Origin of the sequence: Pseudomonas sp. MTM4 (genome assembly GCF_019355055.1) — a bacterium.
Lineage (GTDB): Bacteria > Pseudomonadota > Gammaproteobacteria > Pseudomonadales > Pseudomonadaceae > Stutzerimonas.
Genome location: NZ_CP048411.1, coordinates 1427104 through 1445107 on the forward strand (window position 1 = coordinate 1427104; position 18004 = coordinate 1445107).

General features: G+C 65.6%; 15 protein-coding genes. 3 read left to right on the top strand and 12 right to left on the bottom strand.

Annotated features, from left to right (window positions below):
- Nucleotides 1–23: 23 nt before the first annotated feature.
- The 9 genes from GYM54_RS06360 to GYM54_RS06400 all read right to left on the bottom strand — a co-directional run bounded on the left by GYM54_RS06360 (nucleotide 24) and on the right by GYM54_RS06400 (nucleotide 9774).
- Nucleotides 24–1151 (bottom strand): acyl-CoA dehydrogenase family protein, encoded by a 1128-nt coding sequence (locus GYM54_RS06360; protein WP_131650266.1) that lies wholly within the window; start codon nucleotides 1149–1151, stop codon nucleotides 24–26.
- Nucleotides 1152–1163: 12 nt separating this feature from the next.
- On the bottom strand, nucleotides 1164–2354 hold the full coding sequence (locus tag GYM54_RS06365) for an acyl-CoA dehydrogenase family protein (protein WP_131650265.1): 1191 nt from the start codon (nucleotides 2352–2354) through the stop codon (nucleotides 1164–1166).
- Between the two features lie 103 nt (nucleotides 2355–2457).
- Complete coding sequence (locus tag GYM54_RS06370) at nucleotides 2458–3927, bottom strand: FAD-dependent oxidoreductase (RefSeq protein WP_131650264.1); 1470 nt, start codon at nucleotides 3925–3927, stop codon at nucleotides 2458–2460.
- 107 nt (nucleotides 3928–4034) lie between these two features.
- Nucleotides 4035–5204, bottom strand: coding sequence for an acyl-CoA dehydrogenase family protein (locus GYM54_RS06375; RefSeq protein ID WP_181101101.1), 1170 nt, complete (start codon nucleotides 5202–5204; stop codon nucleotides 4035–4037).
- Nucleotides 5205–5214: 10 nt separating this feature from the next.
- On the bottom strand, nucleotides 5215–6393 hold the full coding sequence (locus GYM54_RS06380) for a lipid-transfer protein (protein ID WP_131650262.1): 1179 nt from the start codon (nucleotides 6391–6393) through the stop codon (nucleotides 5215–5217).
- A gap of 19 nt (nucleotides 6394–6412) precedes the next feature.
- Nucleotides 6413–6832, bottom strand: coding sequence for a MaoC family dehydratase (locus GYM54_RS06385; RefSeq protein WP_197446087.1), 420 nt, complete (start codon nucleotides 6830–6832; stop codon nucleotides 6413–6415).
- Nucleotides 6801–7937 (bottom strand): acyl-CoA dehydrogenase family protein, encoded by a 1137-nt coding sequence (locus GYM54_RS06390; protein ID WP_197446086.1) that lies wholly within the window; start codon nucleotides 7935–7937, stop codon nucleotides 6801–6803. Before GYM54_RS06390 ends, GYM54_RS06385 begins: the two co-directional genes overlap by 32 nt.
- Before the next feature lie 9 nt (nucleotides 7938–7946).
- Nucleotides 7947–8930, bottom strand: a complete 984-nt coding sequence (locus GYM54_RS06395) for a bifunctional MaoC family dehydratase N-terminal/OB-fold nucleic acid binding domain-containing protein (RefSeq protein ID WP_197446085.1) — start codon at nucleotides 8928–8930, stop codon at nucleotides 7947–7949.
- A 58-nt stretch (nucleotides 8931–8988) separates the two neighbouring features.
- Nucleotides 8989–9774 carry an SDR family oxidoreductase gene (locus GYM54_RS06400; protein ID WP_197446084.1) on the bottom strand — a complete coding sequence of 262 codons (786 nt, stop codon included), beginning with the start codon at nucleotides 9772–9774 and terminating at the stop codon, nucleotides 8989–8991.
- Between the two features lie 137 nt (nucleotides 9775–9911).
- Between GYM54_RS06400 and GYM54_RS06405 the strand changes: the two genes are divergently transcribed.
- From GYM54_RS06405 to GYM54_RS06415, 3 genes are all read left to right on the top strand, one after another.
- Nucleotides 9912–10697: an enoyl-CoA hydratase gene (locus GYM54_RS06405; RefSeq protein ID WP_197446083.1), complete on the top strand. Its 786-nt coding sequence runs from the start codon at nucleotides 9912–9914 to the stop codon at nucleotides 10695–10697.
- Between the two features lie 303 nt (nucleotides 10698–11000).
- Nucleotides 11001–12170, top strand: coding sequence for an acyl-CoA dehydrogenase family protein (locus GYM54_RS06410; RefSeq protein WP_197446082.1), 1170 nt, complete (start codon nucleotides 11001–11003; stop codon nucleotides 12168–12170).
- A complete protein-coding gene (locus GYM54_RS06415; RefSeq protein WP_197446081.1) occupies nucleotides 12167–13357 on the top strand; it encodes an acyl-CoA dehydrogenase family protein in 1191 nt (396 codons plus the stop codon). Before GYM54_RS06410 ends, GYM54_RS06415 begins: the two co-directional genes overlap by 4 nt.
- A gap of 680 nt (nucleotides 13358–14037) precedes the next feature.
- Here the strand turns inward: GYM54_RS06415 and GYM54_RS06420 are convergent.
- The 3 genes from GYM54_RS06420 to GYM54_RS06430 form a co-directional block, all read right to left on the bottom strand.
- Complete coding sequence (locus GYM54_RS06420; protein ID WP_197446080.1) at nucleotides 14038–15273, bottom strand: NADH:flavin oxidoreductase; 1236 nt, start codon at nucleotides 15271–15273, stop codon at nucleotides 14038–14040.
- 75 nt (nucleotides 15274–15348) lie between these two features.
- Entirely contained in the window at nucleotides 15349–16956 is a 1608-nt protein-coding gene (locus tag GYM54_RS06425; protein WP_131650253.1) for a FadD3 family acyl-CoA ligase, read from the bottom strand.
- Nucleotides 16957–16972: 16 nt separating this feature from the next.
- Nucleotides 16973–18004: a ferredoxin--NADP reductase gene (locus tag GYM54_RS06430; protein WP_131650252.1), complete on the bottom strand. Its 1032-nt coding sequence runs from the start codon at nucleotides 18002–18004 to the stop codon at nucleotides 16973–16975.

An 18004-nucleotide genomic window follows, 5' to 3' on the forward strand; every position in this document is an offset into this window, starting at 1 on the left:
GGCTAGCCATTGCGCGCAACGCCTCAGCTCAGAATCGCGCCATAACGTTCGCAATGGAAGTCCGAATCGCCAAGGCAGGCCTGGGCCACACGAATGCGCTTGAGGTACAGGCCAAGGTCGTATTCGTCGGTTACGCCAATACCGCCGTGCATCTGCACCGCCTCGTTGGAAATCCGCTGCGCGGCCTCGTTGATCTTCCACTTGCCCAGGCTGACCAAGCGGGCCCGCTCGCTGGCATCCAGCTTGGTGTCATCCAACGCCTCGAAGGCCGCCATGACCACGCTGCGCGCCAGCTGCAGGTCGACATACAACCGCGCCGCCCGATGCTGCAATGCCTGGAACGAACCGATGGGCGCATCGAACTGCACCCGCGTGCGCAGGTATTCCAGCGTCATCTCGAAGATCCGCTCGGACATACCGAGCAGCTCCGCCGCCAGGCAGGCACGACCGCGATCCTGCGCCCGTTCCAGGACCGCCGCGGCATCACTCTCGCCGAGGCGTGCCGAGCACGGCACGCGCACGCTATCGAAGGCCAGCGCCCCGTGGTTGCGTGCATCCACCAGCGTCTGGGGCGTGACGTGCAGCCCCTCGCTAACAGCAGGCACCAGGAACAGCGCCGTCTGGCCGTCTTCGAGACGGGCAACGGTCAGAAAAGCATCAGCCTCGCGTGCATCCAGTACCCATGATTTGGTGCCGGCGAGCAGGTAGTCGTCCGCATCGGCAACAGCTCGCAGCGCGACCCGCTCGGGGGCGTGCCGATGGCTTTCTTCCAGGGCCAGGGCCAGGCGCTGCTCACCGCTGATCAAGGCCGGTATCAGCGCCTGGCGCTGCGCCTCGCTACCCAACTCCTCAATCAAACTGCCGCAGAGCACGATGCTCGACAGCAGCGGCGAGGGGCTCAGATGGCGGCCGAGCTCCTCGAACAGCGGGGCGAAGCCGGCAAAACCGAAGGCCAGGCCGCCCTGCTCCTCGGGAAACGCCACCGCGCTCCAGCCAAGTTCAAGCATCCCGCGCCAAGCGGCCTCGTCGAATCCGAGCGCCACGCCTTCATCGCGCAAGCGGCGCTGCTGGGCGACCGGTGCGCGGGCGGCGAGGAAGTCGCGGGCGCTGTCCTGCAGCTGTCGTTGTTCTTCGTTGTATACCAGGCTCACGGCAGACTCCTTCTACTTGCTATCCGGCAGGCCGAGCACGCGCTTGGCGATGACGTTCAGTTGTACTTCCGAAGAACCTCCGGCAATGGTCTGGGCGAAGCTGCCGAGCCATGCATGGGTCATCGCTACCTCGCGCTCGCCGTGGCCTTCGGTGGAAAACCCCAGCCCGCGGTGTCCCATCAGGTCCAGCATCAGTTCGAACTTGTCGCGCTCCTGCTCGGAATGCACCAGCTTGGAAATGGCCATGATTCCGGACACGTCTTCGCGAGCGCGCATGCCTTCCATCATTCTCCGCGTGGTCAGGCGGAAGGCGTGCTCGTCCATCAAGCAGGCCAGAGCACGCTGACGCAGGGCATGTTCGCCAGGCGTAGCGGGCTCAGGCAGGTACTGGCGCAGGTGCGGCAGCAGGTCGAAATGGGTCGGCAGAGCCGACTCGCTGAACTTGGACATCGCCTTGCGCTCGTGCTGCAACAGCGCTTTTGCCAGCGTCCAACCGCCGTTGAGCGGGCCGATCAGGTTCTTCTTCGGGACTCGTACCTCGTCGAAGAACACCTGGCAGAACGACGACTTGCCGCTGATCAGGTCGATCGGCGTGACGGTCACGCCCGGCGATTTCATATCCAGCACGATCAGGCTGATGCCGGCGTGCTTGGGCTGCTGCGGGCCGGTGCGCACCAGCGCGTACATCCAGTCGGACTTGTTGCCGTAGGAGGTCCAGATCTTGGTGCCGTTGATGACGAAGTCATCGCCGTCCTCGCGGGCGCTGGTCTTGAGGCTGGCCAGGTCGGAACCGGCGTTGGGCTCGGAGAAGCCTTGGCACCAGCGAATCTCGCCGTGCACCATAGGCGGCAGCAGTTCGCGCTTCTGCGCTTCGCTGCCGAACTCCAGCAGCACCGGGCCAAGCATCCAGATGCCGAGGTTGATCTGGGGCGGACGGCAACCGAGACGACGCATCTCGCCGGTCAGCACCGCCTGGCGCTCGGGGTCGAGCCCGCCGCCGCCGAACTCGGTCGGCCAATCGGGAGCGAACCAGCCCTTGTCGCGCATGCGCTCGAACCACAGGCGCTGGTCATCGGTCTTGAAATGGATGTCGCGACCACCCCAGATCAGCTCGTCTTCCGGCATCGGGGTGCGCATGGATGGGGGGCAGTTGGCTTCCAGCCAGGCCCTTGTCTCGTCGCGGAACTGCTCGATAGTGCTCATCGCATGTCCTTGAAAACTGAGAGTCGTCGAACGGGTGGATCGAATCTAAGGGCCGGCTAGCAGGCGGCGCGTCGTCCGGATGGACGAGCCCGCCCAGGCACGTTCAAACCATCGCGGCCCTGAGCCCCGCCTGCCGGCCAAAGAAGGTGGAGTCGCCCAACGACAGACCGGAGCTGTAACCCTCACCCCAGCGCGGCAGACCGCAGGCGGTGCGCCCGGCCGCAAAGAGCCCGGCGATGGACTGGCCGTCGACGTCAAGTACTTCGCCGGTCGGCCGGGTGGCCAGCCCGCCGAGGGTGAAGGCGTGGCCGCTGAAATCCCCGGCGCAATAGCTCAGCGCGGCAAACGGTGGTTCGGTGAGTGGGCGCAGCCAATCGGCGGCCTTGTGCAGCAGTGGGTCGCGACCCTCTGCAGCTTCACGGTTGAAGGTCGCTACCGTATGCGTCAGCGCACCGGCGGGCAGGCCCAGCTCCGCCTCGACCTCCTCCCAGCTCTCCCCCACCGCAGCGACCAGGATGTCCGGCTGCAGCATTGGCCTGCCGAAGATTTCGTTGTCCACCAGCAACCAGGCGCGACCCTCGGGCTGGCGTAGCACGTAATGCGCGACCCGCCCGTGATAGGCGTCTTCGTTGATGAAGCGTTCGCCACGCGCGTTGACGAAGATGCCCTTGACCAAGGACTCCGGCGGGAAGAACGGCAGCGTGGCGAAGAATTCCTGCATGTTCAGGGCCGCCGCGCCGACGCCGATACCCATGCGGATGCCACTGCCGTCGTCGTTGCCAGCCGTCACTTGCTGCTGGCAGGCCTCGGCCGCCGGCACGAAGCGCCGCACCATTTCCGGGTTAGCGATGAAGCCGCCAGCACAGAGGATCACGCCCCTGCGTGCCCGGACGAAGCGTGGCTGACCGTCCAGGCGCACCACCAGCCCGCACACCGCACCGCTGCGGTCGGTCACCAGGGTCAGTGCGCGGCTGCCGTAATGCACCTGGGCGCCGAGGGTAACGGCGCGCTCGCACAGCACCTCCATCAGCACCTTGCCCCCGCCCCAGCCCACGAATTGCGCGGTATGCCCGCGCGGCGCCGGTTGGGCAACCTCGCTGAACGGCCAGGCCTTTTCACTGCCGGACCACAACAGCGTGTCGTCGGTGGTCGGCTCGATCCACTTGCCTGGCAGGTAGGTGCCTTTGAACGGCACGCCCTGTTCGCGCAGCCAGCCGAAATGCTCGACGCCGTGCTCGGCGTACAAGCGCACGCGCTCGGCATCGGCTGCGGGCCCGCCGCACATCAGCAGATAACGGTAGAAGTCCTCGGTGTCGTCGCTGAAACCGGCCGCACGCTGGACATCCGTCCCGCCGCTACCGCCCACATAGACCTCGCCACCGGACAGCGCAGCGCTGCCGCCAGCGGCCGAGGCGACTTCGAATACATGCACCTGGGCGCCGGCGGCGCAGGCCTCGATCGCCGCACAACTGCCGGCAGCGCCAAAGCCGACGATGGCCACGTCGGTCTCGATATCCCAGGCAGGCACATCTTCGACACGGCAAGGCCGCGCAGGGGTGTAGGAAATGCTCATGACAGGCTCCGGAAGGTTTGTCTTGTTATGAAGAAGCCTGCAATCCCGTCGGCGAAAAGCGTCGCTCGGGACGCAGCAGCGCCGGGACAGGCCCGGCGCCTAAGGTTTCAGCGAACCGCGCGTGGCATGCCCAGGCCGAACTGGGCGATCAGTTCGCGTTGCAGCTCGTTCACCCCGCCACCGAAGGTCTGGGTCACCGCTTCGCGCACCTCGTACTCCAGCTCGCCGAGCAGGAAGGCGGCGGAACTGCCGGGACGAACCAGGCCGTTGGCGCCGGCTACCTCGGTCAGCTTGCGGAGGATCTCGATGACCGACTCCGAACCGTAGACTTTGGTGGTGGAGGCCAGCGCGACGTCCATATGGCCCTGCTCCAACTCCGCAGCGATGCGGAAGTTGATCAGCCGCATCGCCTCGGTGCGCGCATAGCATTCGGCGAGCAGCTGACGCACCCAGGGCCGATCGATCGCCCGCCGGCCGCTCTCATCCGGCGTGCGCGCCCAGAGATAGACCCGGCGGAACAGCCCGACCACCTTGTCGCCCCAGGCGCCGAGGCCGAGCCGTTCATGGTTGAGCTGCGAGGTGATCAGGTTCCAGCCCTTGTGCAGCTGACCCACGAGCATCTCCTCCGGCACCTTTACGTTGTCGTAATAGGTGGCAGTCGTAGCCACGCTGCAAGTGGGGATACGCGTGTGGGAGAAACCTTCGCTCTTGGCGTCCACGATCAGGATGGAGATGCCTTTATGGCGCAGCTCCTCGGGATTGGTGCGCGCCGCCAGCCAGATGAAGTCGGCATTGCCGGCCCCGGAGGTCCACAACTTGTTGCCGTTGACCACGAAGTGATCGTCTTCAAGGCGCGCCGCCGTCTTCAACGTAGCCAGATCGGTACCCGCATCAGGTTCGGAGTAGCCGATGGAAAAGTGAATCTCGCCAGCCGCGATGCCGGGCAGGAAACGCTCCTTCTGCATCGGGGTCCCGTGCTCCATCAGTGCCGGCCCGACGGTACTGATGGTCACGAATGGCAGCGGCGCGCCCGCAATGTTGGCTTCCTCGAAGAAGATCAACTGCTCGGTGGCGGCATAGCCCTGCCCGCCGTACTCCTTCGGCCAGCCGACGGCCAACCAGCCGTCCCGACCCATCTGGCGGATCAGTGCGCGGAATTCCTCGCCGCCTTCCCGGCCGCGCATCTGCATGCGCAGCTCGGGGCTTATCAGCTGATTGAAATAGTCCCGCACCTTCAGGCGCAGGGCTCTCTGCTCATCGGTGAGATCAACGAACATTTCGCTCTCCTCAGGCCACGCCGAGAATCAGGCCGCTGGTTGGCACACCGGTACCGGCGGTCACCAGCACGTGTTCGACGTTTTCCACTTGGTTGACGGCGTTGCCACGCACCTGACGGACACCTTCGGCGACGCCGTTCATGCCGTGAATGTAGGCTTCGCCGATCTGCCCGCCATGGGTATTGATCGGTAGCTTGCCGCCACGGGCGTGATGGCCGGCGCGTACGAACTCCTTCGCCTCGCCACGCGGCGCAAAGCCGAAGGCCTCCAGCTGCGGCAGCACGAAGGGCGTGAAGTGGTCGTAGATCACGGCGGTCTGGATCGCATCCGGGCCGATGCCGGCCTGGGCGTAAAGCTCACGCGCCACCACGTCCATCTCCGGCAGGCCGGTGATGTCTTCGCGGTAGAACGAGGTCATCGACTGCTGCCCCGGCGCCATGCCCTGCGAGGCGCCTTTGATGATGACTGGCTTCTGCTTGAGGTCGCGGGCGCGCTCGACTGAGGTGATGACCATCGCCACCGCACCGTCGGACTCCTGACAGCAGTCGAGCAGGTGCAGCGGCTCGCAGATCCAGCGCGAGGCCTGGTGCTCTTCCAGTGTGATCGGCTTGCCATAGAAGAAGGCGTTCGGATTCGTCGAGGCGAAGTCGCGCGCCGCTACCGCTACACGCCCGAAATCCTCGGAGGTCGCGCCATAGGTATGCATATAACGCTGGGCGAACATGCCGATCCAGGCTGCCGGGGTGTGGAAGCCGTGCGGCATGTACCAGCCGTAGTTGACGTTCTCGAAGATCGGCGTATTGCCGAAGCCGTAGCTGCCGTTGCCGAAGCGGTACCAGGAACGCTCGTTCATCGCGCGATAGACCACCACGGTTTTCGCAACGCCCGTCGCCACGGCCATGGCGGCGTGCATGATCGGCGCGCAAGCGGCGCCGCCACCGTGCGGGATCTGCGAGAAGAAACGCACCTGCTCACTGCCGAGTAGCCGAGCGATTTCGAATTCAGGGACCTTGTCCAGCGTATAGCTGCTGAAACCATCAACCTCTTTGGGATCGATGCCGGCCTCTTCGAGCGCCGCAAGGGTCGCCTCCATCACCATGCGCAGCTCGGTGCGTCCGGAGTTCTTGGAAAATTCGGTGGCACCAAGGCCGACGATGGCCGCCTGGGCGGAAAGATTCGATTGGGTCATGAACACTGCCTCCGGTTGATCACGGCAGGGCCACGGTGACCGAGCCGGTCACGTGGTTGCCCATGGAATTCCTGCCCTTGAGCGTGACGACGATGCGTTTGGTCGTCTCGTCGCGCTCGCTCACCTCACCGCTGAAGGTCATGCTGTCGCCCGGATAATTAGGCGCGCCGAGCTTGATCTTGAGATCGGAGAATCGCGCCTGAGGCCCGCTCCACTGCTCGATGAAGCCTTGCACCAAGGCACTGGTGGTCAGGATGTTCATGAACACGTTCGGTGCACCTTGGGCCCGCGCCGCTTCCACGTCGTGGTGCACGGGCACGTAATCGCGAGTGGCGATGGCGCCCCCTGCAACCAGCGTCACGGTGATTGGTAGTTGCTGCTCCGGCAGCTTTTCGCCGAGGGTGATGTCAGCGAATGCCTTGGTTTTCTTCGAGGTCATATTTCCATCCCAGCGTGTCGTTGTTGGCAAGCCACAGTCCGAGTCGATCGAGTGTGACGGCAGGTCCGCCCAAGCTCAGGCCCAGGTCACGGCTCCAGTACAGGTAACGATGGATCGGGTACGTCAGGTCGACGCCGATACCGCCGTGCACGTGTTGCGTCTTGTGGCCGATCAGGTGCCCTGCCTCGCAGGCCAGGTAGCGGGTCGCCAGGGCTTCGGATTCGCAGCCCAGTCCTTGGTCCAGCCGATAACAGAGCTGGTACAGCGACGATCGCAGGGCCTCTGCGGCGATCCGAGCGTCGGCCATGGTCATCTGCACCGCCTGAAACGAGCCGATGGCGCGGTCGAACTGGCGCCGCTCGCTGACATAGTCCACGGTGCGGCGTATCTGCTCGTCGCTCACCCCCAGCTGCAGCGCGGCGGTGGCGGCGATGGCGCGTGTTTCCAGCCACGCCAGCGCGGCCTCTGGCAACAGCTGTTCGGCGGTCAGCAGCACGTTGTGGCAGTGCAGGTCTGCTACCGCCAGACCGTGGTTGGCGATGCCCCCGACGCGTTCGACGCCTTCGGCGCGTGGGTCCAACAGCACCAGACGCGGTCCGTCCGTGCCCTCGGCTACCAGCAGCAGCCGGTCGGCCTGCGCCGCCAGCGGCACCGCGCCTACCTCGCCGGATAGTGAGAATCCGCCCTCGACGGGCTCCAGTTGCAAGCCGATACCCCGCCCCGCGGCAAGGCCGGCGAGCGACAGCGAAAGCATCACGCCGCCCTCGGCCGCCCGGGCCACTTGCTCGGCATGAGCATCGCCACCCCAGCGTGCCAGGGTTGCGGCTGCCAGCTGGTGCTGCCACAGCGGCACCAAGGCGAGGCTCGCGCCCTGGGCCTGCAGCACGCAGAGCAATTCGGTCATGCCCAGCCCACTGCCGCCGACGTCTTCGGGGATCGCCAGGGCATGCAGGCCGGTCTCGACGCAGGTCCGCCAGAGTTCGCCCATGAAGGGCTCGCCGGTCAGTTCCCAGGCGCGATGGCGCTCATCGGTGCAGTAATCGCGGAACAGCCCGTCCGCCATCTCGGCGATGGCGCGCTGCTCGTCGCTGAATGAGAAATCCATGCGGCCTCCTTACCCGGCCACCGGCCGAAACTGGGGAAGCGTCAGGCGGTCGTCGAACGTGGCGAACTCCACTTGCAGACGCTGGCCGATATTCAGTTCACCCGGCTCGACACCGACCAGTCCGGCAATCAGGCGCACGCCTTCGTCCAGTTCGATCAGGCCGATGGGGTTGGGATGGTCGAACGGCGCCACCTCGGGGTAATGCATGACCACGAAGGAATACAGCTCGCCCTGCCCGCTGGCCTGGACGTGGTCCAGCTCGAAGCTATGGCAGGTGCTGCACACTGGAGCCGGCGGGTGCTGGAGGGTCTGGCAGGCGGTGCAGCGCTGGATCAGCAGCTTGCCTTCCTTGCAGCCGTCCCAGAAGAAACGAGTGTCATCGCTGATGCCCGGCAGCGGGCGCATTGGCTTGGGTGCTTCCTGGCTCGCCTTTGCCGGCTCGGCCGGCTGTGGCCGCTCGGCCGGCTTGAACTTGAACACCCGGAACAGCAGTTCGCCGACCCGCTCGTCGTCCTGGCCGTCGGGCTGCTCGATGAAATAGGTCATGATCGCCGTGACGAAGAAGCCCGTGCCCAGCGCGGTGGTCTTCTCTTCGCTGATGGCGTCGATGCGGCTGCTGTAGTAGATGCGCTCGCCGACATGCAGGTAGCGGTCGAAGGTCAGTTCCGAGTTCACCGCCACAACGCCGGGGTAGCCGCAGGCCTCGATATCCTTGAGGATCTCGAACACGTTGGCGTCGGTGGAACCCGGCGCGAAGTTATCCAGGTCCGGTCCGGCCATGCCCCATACCTGCAACATCGCAGGTGGCGCCACCACATCGGGGTAGCCGGCATCACGGGCAAAGGCCGGGTCGGTGTAGAGCGGGTTGTCGATGCCCATGAGTTCGCACCAGTGGCGAATCATCGGGGCATTCACCTGGTCCCAGGCGTACACCCGGCCGTACTCGCGTCCGACCGTGGCCCGCAGTTTTTCTATCAGCTCTTGATCAGCCAAGTTCGCCTCCTGATGGATCTGTCTGGACGCCACCGCTGGTGGCGTCACCGGGGTTGCATCAATGCTGGTCGGCGTTGGCGGCAGCGAGAAACGCAGGCTTCTCGCCACCGCCATGCAGCAGCAGGTTGGTTCCACTGAAATAGGCCGCCAGCGGCGAGGCGGCATAAAGACAGGCATTGGCGATGTCGTCCGGCTCGCCCATACGCCCGGCCGGAATGGTCCGGCCCACCGCGTCGATGCCGGCTTCGTCGCCGTAATGCAGATGTGATTGCTCGGTACGGATCAGTCCGGGGCTGATGGCGGCCACACGCACCCTGGGCGCCCACTCCACCGCCAGCGAGCTGACCAGTGCCAGCACACCGGCCTTGGCCGCGCCGTAGGCGGCGGTGCCGGGCGAAGGGCGCAGCGCGGCAACGCTGCCAATGAACAGGATCACTCCGCCCTCTGTCTGGCGCTGCATGAGCCGGTTGGCCTGCTGGGCAACATTCAGCGGGGCGATCAGATTCAGGCGGATGATGCCTTCGTGAAAGCGCGGGGAGGCGGTCGCAGCTTCGGCCGCCGGGCTGCCGCCGGCGTTATTGATCAGCACGTCCAGACGCCCATAACGGTCTTCGATAGCAGCGAACAGAGCCACCAGCGAATCAACGTCGCGCACATCGGCCGGGATGAATTCGGCCGCGCGGCCACCGGCCTCCGGCAGGCGCTCCGGGGCCTGTCGCCCGCAGACCACCACGTCCGCACCAGCCTCAAGGAAGCGGCTGGCGATGGCCGCGCCGATCCCTTTGGTGCCGCCAGTCACCAGCACGGTCTTATCGGAAAAATTCAGGCTGCTAAGGGCATTCATCACTGTGTCCTCGTTCGAGCAATGGCCCCACTGTATTGAGCCGGCACAAGCAGCTCGTCGTCTGAATGGACGATGAGTCGGGCATTGCCGGCCCCAACAATCGCTGCATCTTCCTGCGCCCGAGGAGCGCTGCACGCATGAGCCAAGCAGAACAACCAACGGTCCTTGCGGATTGGCCCTCCGAGGGCGTGGCCCGCCTGCGCCTGAACCGCCCTGCGGTCAACAATGCCCTGAGCCTGGAACTGCAGACATCGCTGGCGCGGCATTTCAGCGAACTGGCGCAGGACTCCGCGGTGCGGTGCATCCTGCTCACCGGCGGCGAGCGGGTGTTCGCTGCCGGCGGCGATATTTCCAGCATGGCCGGCGTCGGTCCCATCGAGATTCTCCAGCGCCACACCGAGCGTGTCTGGGCACCGATCCAGCACTGCCCCAAACCGGTGATCGCCGCCGTTTGTGGCTACGCCTATGGCGGCGGTTGCGAGCTGGCGATGCACGCCGACATCATCATTGCCGGCGAAGGCGCGCGCTTCAGCCAGCCGGAAATTCGCATTGGCATCATGCCCGGCATCGGCGGCACCCAGCGTCTGCTGCGCGCGGTGGGTAAGGCCAAGGCCATGCAGATGGCCCTCACCGGCCGGCCGATTACCGCTCATGAGGCATGGGTCGCCGGGCTGGTCAGCGAGGTGGTGGCCGACGACCGGGTGCACGACCATGCACTGGAGCAAGCACGCCTTATCGCGGCCATGTCGCCGCTGGCCGCCGAGCAGATAAAGGAAGTCATTCTTGCCGGCATGGACGCCTCGCTCGAAGCGGGCCTGGCTCTGGAGCGCAAGGCCAACGCCCTTCTGTTCGCTTCGCGCGATCAAAAGGAGGGCATGCAAGCGTTCCTGGAAAAACGCCGGCCAACCTTCGAGGGGTATTAGGGTCTGTTGACGTTTCGTCGCGAGCCGCGTTGCTGCGCAACCCTGCGGGCCGGGCCTGTTTTTACGCGATGCGGCGTTACTCGTCGCTCATTTGGAACAACCAAACTTCACTCCTCGTGCGATCTCCATGGATGGAGTGAATGCCGCAAGCCCGCCGGGAGCGGGCGCGGTCTTGCCTCGCACAAAAACAGGCTCCGGCGCGGCCGCGAACGAAACGTCAACAGCCCCTAGTCCGTATCGAGGATTCCGCCGCCGCGCGCGCAGCCTAGGCTGCTGGCCATCGAAGCCCGAAGGAGCCCGAACATGGATTTCGCCTTGAGCGATGAACAACTGATGATTCAGGAGAGCGCCGCCGGCTTTCTGACCAAGGCCTCAGATTCAGCCGCCGTGCGAGCTGCGATGGTGAGCGAGCGTTACAACGGCGAGCTGTGGCGGCAGATCGCTGCCGAGTTGTGCTGGCCGGCGCTGATCATTCCGGAAGACCACGGCGGCCTTGGTCTCGGCTTCGTCGAGCAGGCCATCCTGCTTGAACAGATGGGCCGGCGCCTGCTCAGTTCGCCGTTCTTTGCCAGCGCCTGCGTCGCCACCCCGGCGCTGCTGTTGGGCGATAACGAGGCGCTGAAGGCACGTTGGCTACCGGAACTAGCGGCCGGCAGCCTCACAGCCACCCTCGCCTGCTCAGCCACCACGCGCGCCGGGCATTTGCTGCCGCAAGGGGTGCAGGCCACGACAGAGGGCAACGGCTGGCGGCTCGACGGCGTTTGCGAGACGGTGCTCGACGGCGCCGACGCGGATCTGCTGATCGTTGCCGCGCAACTCAAGGACGCCCCGAACAGCGCCATCGGGCTGTTTGCTGTGCCCGCCAATCAACCGGGCCTGAGCCGCCGCGCGCTGCCTACGCTGGACCAGACCCGGCGCCTCGGGCACCTCTCGCTGGAGGCCGTCCAGGTATCGACCGAGCACTGCCTGCATGCGCCCGGCGCAGGCGCGCAGTTGCTCGACACCACGCTGCAACTCGCCGCCATCGCGCTGGCCTGTGAGCAGACCGGCAGCGCCCAGCAATGTCTGGATCTGACCCTGGCCTACCTCGGCGAGCGCCAGCAATTCGGCCGTCCCATCGCCAGCTTCCAGGCCATCAAGCACCGCTGCGCCGACCTCATGCTGGAGATCGAGAGCGCACGCTCGGCCTGCTACTACGCGGCCTGCGTGGCCCATGAGGTACTCGCGACCGAAGGCGACAGGCTGATCGCAGGCGAACTGGGCGAAGTCAGCGCCGTCGCCAAGATCCACGCCAGCGAAGCCTTCATGCACTGCGCCGCCGAGTCGATCCAGCTGCACGGCGGGGTCGGCTTCACCTGGGAATACGACCCGCACCTGTACTTCAAACGCGCCCGCGCCGGTGAACAGCTGTTCGGCAACCCCGCTCAGCACCGCGAGCGCCTGGCCCACCTGATTCTGGAGCAGTTCACATGAAGATCGGATTCAGTGCAGAAGACGAAGCCTTCCGTCAGGAAGTTGCCGGCTGGATCGCCGAGCATTTGCGCGGCCCCTTCGAGCCGCTGCGCTTTCGTGGCGGGCCGGGCGACGAGCATATGTTTCCTGAAGAACGCAAAGCCTGGGAACGCGAGCTGGCCAAGGGTGGCTGGATCGGTCTGGGCTGGCCGAGCGCGTGTGGCGGTCGCGGGTTGTCGATCAGCCAGCAGGTAATCTTTCACGAGGAATATGCCCGCGCCGGCGGACCCGGCCGCATGGGGCACATCGGCGAGGGGCTGATCGGCCCGACCCTGGTGGCGTTCGGCAGCGACGAGCAGCGCGCGCGCTTCTTGCCCGGCATCCTCGAAGGCCGCGAGTTCTGGTGCCAGGGTTATTCCGAGCCGGGCGCTGGTTCTGATCTCGCCGGCGTCAAGACCCGCGCGCAGCTCGACGCCACTCGCGGTACCTGGCGGATCAACGGGCAGAAGGTCTGGACTTCGCTGGCCCACGAGTCGGACTGGTGCTTCGTGCTGGCGCGCACCGATCCGGACAGCCGCGGCCATCACGGCCTGTCCTTCCTGCTGGTGCCGATGGATCAGCCCGGCATCAGCGTGCAGCCGATCCAGCAGATTACCGGCACCAGCGAGTTCAACGAGGTGTTCTTCGACGATGCCGAAGCCGAGGCGTCCTGCATGATCGGCGCGCCGGGCGAGGGCTGGAAGATCGCCATGGCGCTGCTGGGCTTCGAGCGTGGCGTGTCCACCCTCGGCCAGCAGATGCAGTTCCAGAACGAGCTGGATGAGGTCATCCGTCTCGCCAAAGGCAACGGCGCCGCCGACGACCCGCTGATCCGCCAGCGCCTGGCCCAGGCCTGGGCGGGTCTCAGGGTGCTGCGCTACAACTCGCTGCGAATGCTCTCCGGCCCGCAGGACGGCAGCCTGCGCCGCGAGGCGACCATCTACAAGCTGGCCTGGTCCACCTGGCATGCCGAGCTGGGCAAGCTGGCAATGGACGTGCTCGGGCCGCAGGCGGAAATCCTCGAGGAAGCGCCCTACGCACTGTCGCGCCTGCAGTCACTGTTCCTGTTCACCCGCGCCGACACCATCTACGGCGGCAGCAACGAGATTCAACGCAACATCATTGCCGAACGCGCGCTAGGCATGCCGCGCGAGCCGAGGGTGCAGTAGCGCGCCTTGCGAGAGGCCCGGCTCTGAGCGCAACGCCGTTCGCCCCGAGGTCGGGCCTCCCACAAACGCTAACCACGCTTGCTGCCGTAGCCCCGATCCGCTTTTGTAGGAGGCGCGCCCTCGCGGCGAAAGCGTGTGTTCAAGCAACGCAAAAGCTGACGCTTCGCCCCGAGGCCAGGATCCCAGCAGCAGCCCACCACGAATCTGCGCGTCTCTTGAGTGAGTGCGTGTTGTCTGGCAGGCGTGTCGACGGCGCTCAAGCGCTGGGCGTTACGGACTGGCGAGTTCGGGTGTGTTGAATGAACGTTTCGCTTTTGTGGCGATTGGCGAGTTGTTTGAATGCTTGGTTTCGCCCTGCTGGGCGAGTCACTTTTTCCAAACGCCGAAAAAGTAACCAAAAACGCTTGCCCCTGCATCCGGCCCTGCGCTTCGCTCCGGGTCCGTTCACTCCATCGTCGCTCCGAGGGTCGTCGTACAAGGGCCATCCATGGCCCTTTACGACTCTCGCCGCGTCCTGCGGCTCGCCCCTCTACGCAACGATTTCGCTCACCCTTCTGATGGGGCGTTTGGTGTCGCCTGTTGGTTCGTGCAAAAAAAGCCAAATCAAAGCAAACGGGACGCGAGGCATAGACGCCGAGCGTGGGCAGGGCGAAACACGAACAACCACATCCCTGGAAAACTCAGGAAGCCGCCGCCTGGGCATTGAGCACCGGGTCACCCGGCGCACCAAGCACGCAGCTGGTACCGCCGGGCGTATACATCATCGCCACGCATCGGTTGCACGCCGTGCAGATACCCTGCTGGCTTGCGCCCAAAGAAAACTTGGCGACCAGATCCGGCTCGGCGATCAGCGCTCGGCCCAGTGCCAGCGCGTCGAAGCCCTCGTCTAGCACCTGCTGGACGCCACGCAGGCTTGTGACGCCGCCCAGGTAGGCCAGCGGCACCTTGACGGCCTGACGGATCCGCCGCGAATGCTCCAGCAGGTACAGCTCGCGAAATTCCACCGGCCGCTCGCGCAGTTGCTGGATCGCCATGGCTGCCGCCACCAGCGGATTGCTCGGGCGCACGCGGTTTTCCTTGGGAAACGACGAACCGAACATGGTGGTGATGGACTCGGCGTTCATGCCAGCGCTGAGCACCAGCATGTTCGCGCCTTCCGCCTCGAGCAGGCGCGCAATGGTCACGCCGTCCTCCGGCTGATTACCGCCCTTCACCCCCTCGGTGATGCTGTATTTGCACAGCACCGCCATGTCCCGGCCCACCGCATCGAGCACCGCACGCAATACCTGACGCGGAAAGCGCAGGCGGTTCTCCAGGCTGCCGCCGTAGGCATCGCGGCGCTTGTTGTACAGCGGCGAGATGAACTGGCTGAGCAGGTAGCCGTGACCCATGTGGATCTCCACGGCATCGAACCCCGCCTCCCGCGCCAGCCGGGCGCCCTGGGCGAACTCGCGGACGACCTGATCCATGTCCGCCTCGGTCATCGCCTGCTTGCGGAACATGCCGCTGAGCATGCCGATCTTGTTGAAACCACCGCTGGCGGACAACGGCCGGGGCGTCGAACGCTCGGGCATAAAGGTGAAACAGCCGCCATGGGTGATTTGCGCCGAGGCCGCGGCGCCGTGTCGGTGCACCGCATCGGTCAGCACGCGAAGATGCGTCAGGCTGTCCGGCTGCAGCACGATCTGGCCCGGCAGCGTTCGCCCGTCGGGGCTGACCGAACAGTAGGCCAGCGTGGTCATGGCCGTGCCGCCAGCCGCCATCGACTCGTGGAAGCGCACCAGCTGCTTGCTGGGCACTCCACCGATGGACATGCCTTCATTGGTCGCGGCCTTGATGAAGCAATTCCTGAGCGTCAGCGGGCCGATGCGCAGGGGGCTGAAGGGAGACCTGGAAGTATTGTTGTCGTGGTCCATGAATCGCTTGCCTCTGATGGGCGAAATCGGGATCGGCCAGGTCACGGCTGGCCGATCATTCACTGCCTGGATCGCTCAGGACAGTTCGGCGCGCAGCTTCAGTTTGTCGATCTTGTTCGATGCGTTGGTCGGCAGTTGCTCGAAGAACACCACCTTGCGCGGCACCTTGTAGTTGGCCATGTGTTCGCGCGACCAGGCGATCAGGTCAAATGCGTCGAGTATCGCGCCGCTTTTGCGCACCACGCAGGCGCAGCCCACCTCGCCCATGCGCTCATCGGGAACGCCGATCACCGCCACCAATGCAACGTCCGGATGCTCGCCGAGTGCGGCCTCGATCTCGGCCGGATAGCAGTTGAAACCACCGACGATGAACATGTCCTTGAGCCGCCCGGTGATGCGCAGATTGCCGCTGGGATCCAGGCTGCCGACGTCGCCGGTGTGCAGCCAGCCCTCCGCGTCGATGGCCTCGGCGGTGGCGCCGGGGTCGTCGAAATAGCCCTGCATCACATGGAAGCCGCGCAAGCAGATTTCGCCGTTCTCCCCCGGTGGTACCGGTCGGTTGTCGGCGTCGACGATGCGCACCTCCGTACCGGGGATGGGCTGGCCGCTGGTGCCGGCAATGACTTCCGCGGCAGCGGCCGGGTCGCAGATGGTCGCCAGCCCGCCGCATTCGGTCAGGCCATAGGCGGTCGTCACCACCTCGCAACCCAGCTCGCCGCGGATGCGCTCGATCAATTGCGGCGGGATGGTCGATGCGCCGGTAACGGCAATTCTCAGGCTGCCCAGATCGGTGTTTTGCAGATTCGGGTGCGCCAGCATCGACAGGTACAGCGTCGGCGGGCCGGGTAATACGGTGATCCGTTCGCTGGCGACCCGCTCGAAAATCTGTTCAGCGTCGAACACCGCATGCGGCAGGATCGTCGCGCCAGCCAGCAGGCAAGTCAGCCAGCCGGCTTTGTAGCCGAATGAATGGAAGAACGGATTGACGATCAGGTAACGGTCGCCCGGCACCAGGCCGATGATCCGGGCGTATTCGCCAAAGGCGCGCAGGCTTTGACCGTGGGCATTCATCACGCCCTTGGGTTTGCCGGTGGTGCCAGAGGTATAGAGCAGATCCGACAGATCTTCCGCGCGCACCGCCTGGGCGCGTTCGCAGGCGGCTTGCGGCGATACCGTCGAGCCGATGGCCACGAGCGCATCCAGGCTGAAATCCGCCGCAGCCGACGGGGCTTCGCCCAGCACCACTACATGTCGCAGGCCCGCTGGCCGGTGTGGCGCCAGCATTGCCGGATAGTCCACGCCGAGAAACTGCCCCTGCACGAATAGCAGGCGCGTACGGCTACGCGACAGGATATCCGCCGCCTCGGCGCCCTTCATGCGGGTGTTGAGCGGCACCAGCACCGCGCCGGCGCATAGTAGGCCGAGGGCCAGCAGCACCCAGTCAATGCAGTTCGGCGCCCAGATGGCGACTCGATCGCCCGCCTTCACACCGAGCGCCATCAACCCGCGGGTGATAGCCAGAGCGTGCTCGGGCAGCTCGGCATAGTCGATTCGCCGCTCGCCATCTTCCAGCGCTGTGCGCCCCGCATGGACCTCGGCGGCAGAAAACAGCAGCGCAGGCAGCGTCTGGATGGCGCGGACGTCAGCGTCGGCGCGGGTCGAAGGGGTCGTCAGCACGGTCATGTCAGCCTCGGTTCAATCAGTCGGGAAAACGCAGGTGGACGTAGCTGCTGAGCGCGATGGCCTGGCAGGCCAGCGTCCAGCCTTCCTTCAGTTCGTCCGCATCCAGGGCATCATTGGCCAGCAGCTCGACGTCACCCTCCACCAGGGTGCACATGCAGGAGGCGCAGGCGCCGACCAGACAGGAGTGCGGCGCTTGCAGCCCTTCCCGGCGCATCGCCGCCAGCAGCAGCTCGCCAGGTTCGCAGTCGATGGTGTGGCGCTCGCCGTCCAGCTCGACAGTCAGACGCGTCGCGGTAGCGCCGGCATGCTCCACCACATCGGCGGGCTGCTCGCCCTCGCCCGGCAGCGAGACGAACCGTTCGACGTGTACCGCCTGGTTCGGCAAGCCAGCGGCCTTCAGCGCGGTGACAGCGCCATCCATGAACGGTCCCGGCCCGCAAATGAACGCCTCGGCGTGACCGAAGCCCTCGGCGAACGCGGCCAGTTGCTCGGGCGAGGGACGGCCCTGCACGCTGTCCAGCCAGTGGATCACCTGCAACCGCCGCGGATGGAAGGTGGCCAGCTCACGCAGCAGGTCACGGAAGATCACCGACGCCTCGTCGCGGTTGGCATATATCAGGCGAACCCGGCCGTGCCCCTGTTTCAGCGCCGCGCGCAGGATCGACAGCACCGGTGTGATACCGCTCCCGCCAGCGAACAGCAGCAGGTCGGTGTCCAGCGATTTGGGCACGAACACACCGGCCGGCGGCAGCACCTGAACGCTGTCGCCGGGCCTTAACCGGTCGCATAGCCAGTTCGAGCCGCGACCGTCCTCCACTCGTTTGACGGTGACGCGCAGCGACTCGTCTTCCAGCGGCGAGCTGGACAGCGAGTAGCAGCGCGGCAGCCAATCATCGCCGTGGGGAATACGCAGGGTGAGGAACTGGCCAGGGCGGTATTCGAAACGCCGGATCAGAGCCTCAGGCACGTCGAAGACGAAGGAGCAGCTGTCGGCGGTCTCGTGGATCACCTCGGCGACCTGCAGCGTGATGTATTCGGGCGCGTTCAT

What these genes read in the sequence shown, in the direction of transcription:
- GYM54_RS06430 (WP_131650252.1), bottom strand. Translation starts at nt 18,004, where the DNA reads ATGAACGCGCCCGAATACATCACGCTGCAGGTCGCCGAGGTGATCCAC.
- GYM54_RS06405 (WP_197446083.1), top strand. Translation starts at nt 9,912, where the DNA reads ATGAGCCAAGCAGAACAACCAACGGTCCTTGCGGATTGGCCCTCCGAG.
- GYM54_RS06380 (WP_131650262.1), bottom strand. Translation starts at nt 6,393, where the DNA reads ATGACCCAATCGAATCTTTCCGCCCAGGCGGCCATCGTCGGCCTTGGT.
- GYM54_RS06400 (WP_197446084.1), bottom strand. Translation starts at nt 9,774, where the DNA reads ATGAATGCCCTTAGCAGCCTGAATTTTTCCGATAAGACCGTGCTGGTG.
- GYM54_RS06385 (WP_197446087.1), bottom strand. Translation starts at nt 6,832, where the DNA reads ATGACCTCGAAGAAAACCAAGGCATTCGCTGACATCACCCTCGGCGAA.
- GYM54_RS06420 (WP_197446080.1), bottom strand. Translation starts at nt 15,273, where the DNA reads ATGGACCACGACAACAATACTTCCAGGTCTCCCTTCAGCCCCCTGCGC.
- GYM54_RS06375 (WP_181101101.1), bottom strand. Translation starts at nt 5,204, where the DNA reads ATGTTCGTTGATCTCACCGATGAGCAGAGAGCCCTGCGCCTGAAGGTG.
- GYM54_RS06410 (WP_197446082.1), top strand. Translation starts at nt 11,001, where the DNA reads ATGGATTTCGCCTTGAGCGATGAACAACTGATGATTCAGGAGAGCGCC.
- GYM54_RS06425 (WP_131650253.1), bottom strand. Translation starts at nt 16,956, where the DNA reads ATGACCGTGCTGACGACCCCTTCGACCCGCGCCGACGCTGACGTCCGC.
- GYM54_RS06370 (WP_131650264.1), bottom strand. Translation starts at nt 3,927, where the DNA reads ATGAGCATTTCCTACACCCCTGCGCGGCCTTGCCGTGTCGAAGATGTG.
- GYM54_RS06390 (WP_197446086.1), bottom strand. Translation starts at nt 7,937, where the DNA reads ATGGATTTCTCATTCAGCGACGAGCAGCGCGCCATCGCCGAGATGGCG.
- GYM54_RS06365 (WP_131650265.1), bottom strand. Translation starts at nt 2,354, where the DNA reads ATGAGCACTATCGAGCAGTTCCGCGACGAGACAAGGGCCTGGCTGGAA.
- GYM54_RS06415 (WP_197446081.1), top strand. Translation starts at nt 12,167, where the DNA reads ATGAAGATCGGATTCAGTGCAGAAGACGAAGCCTTCCGTCAGGAAGTT.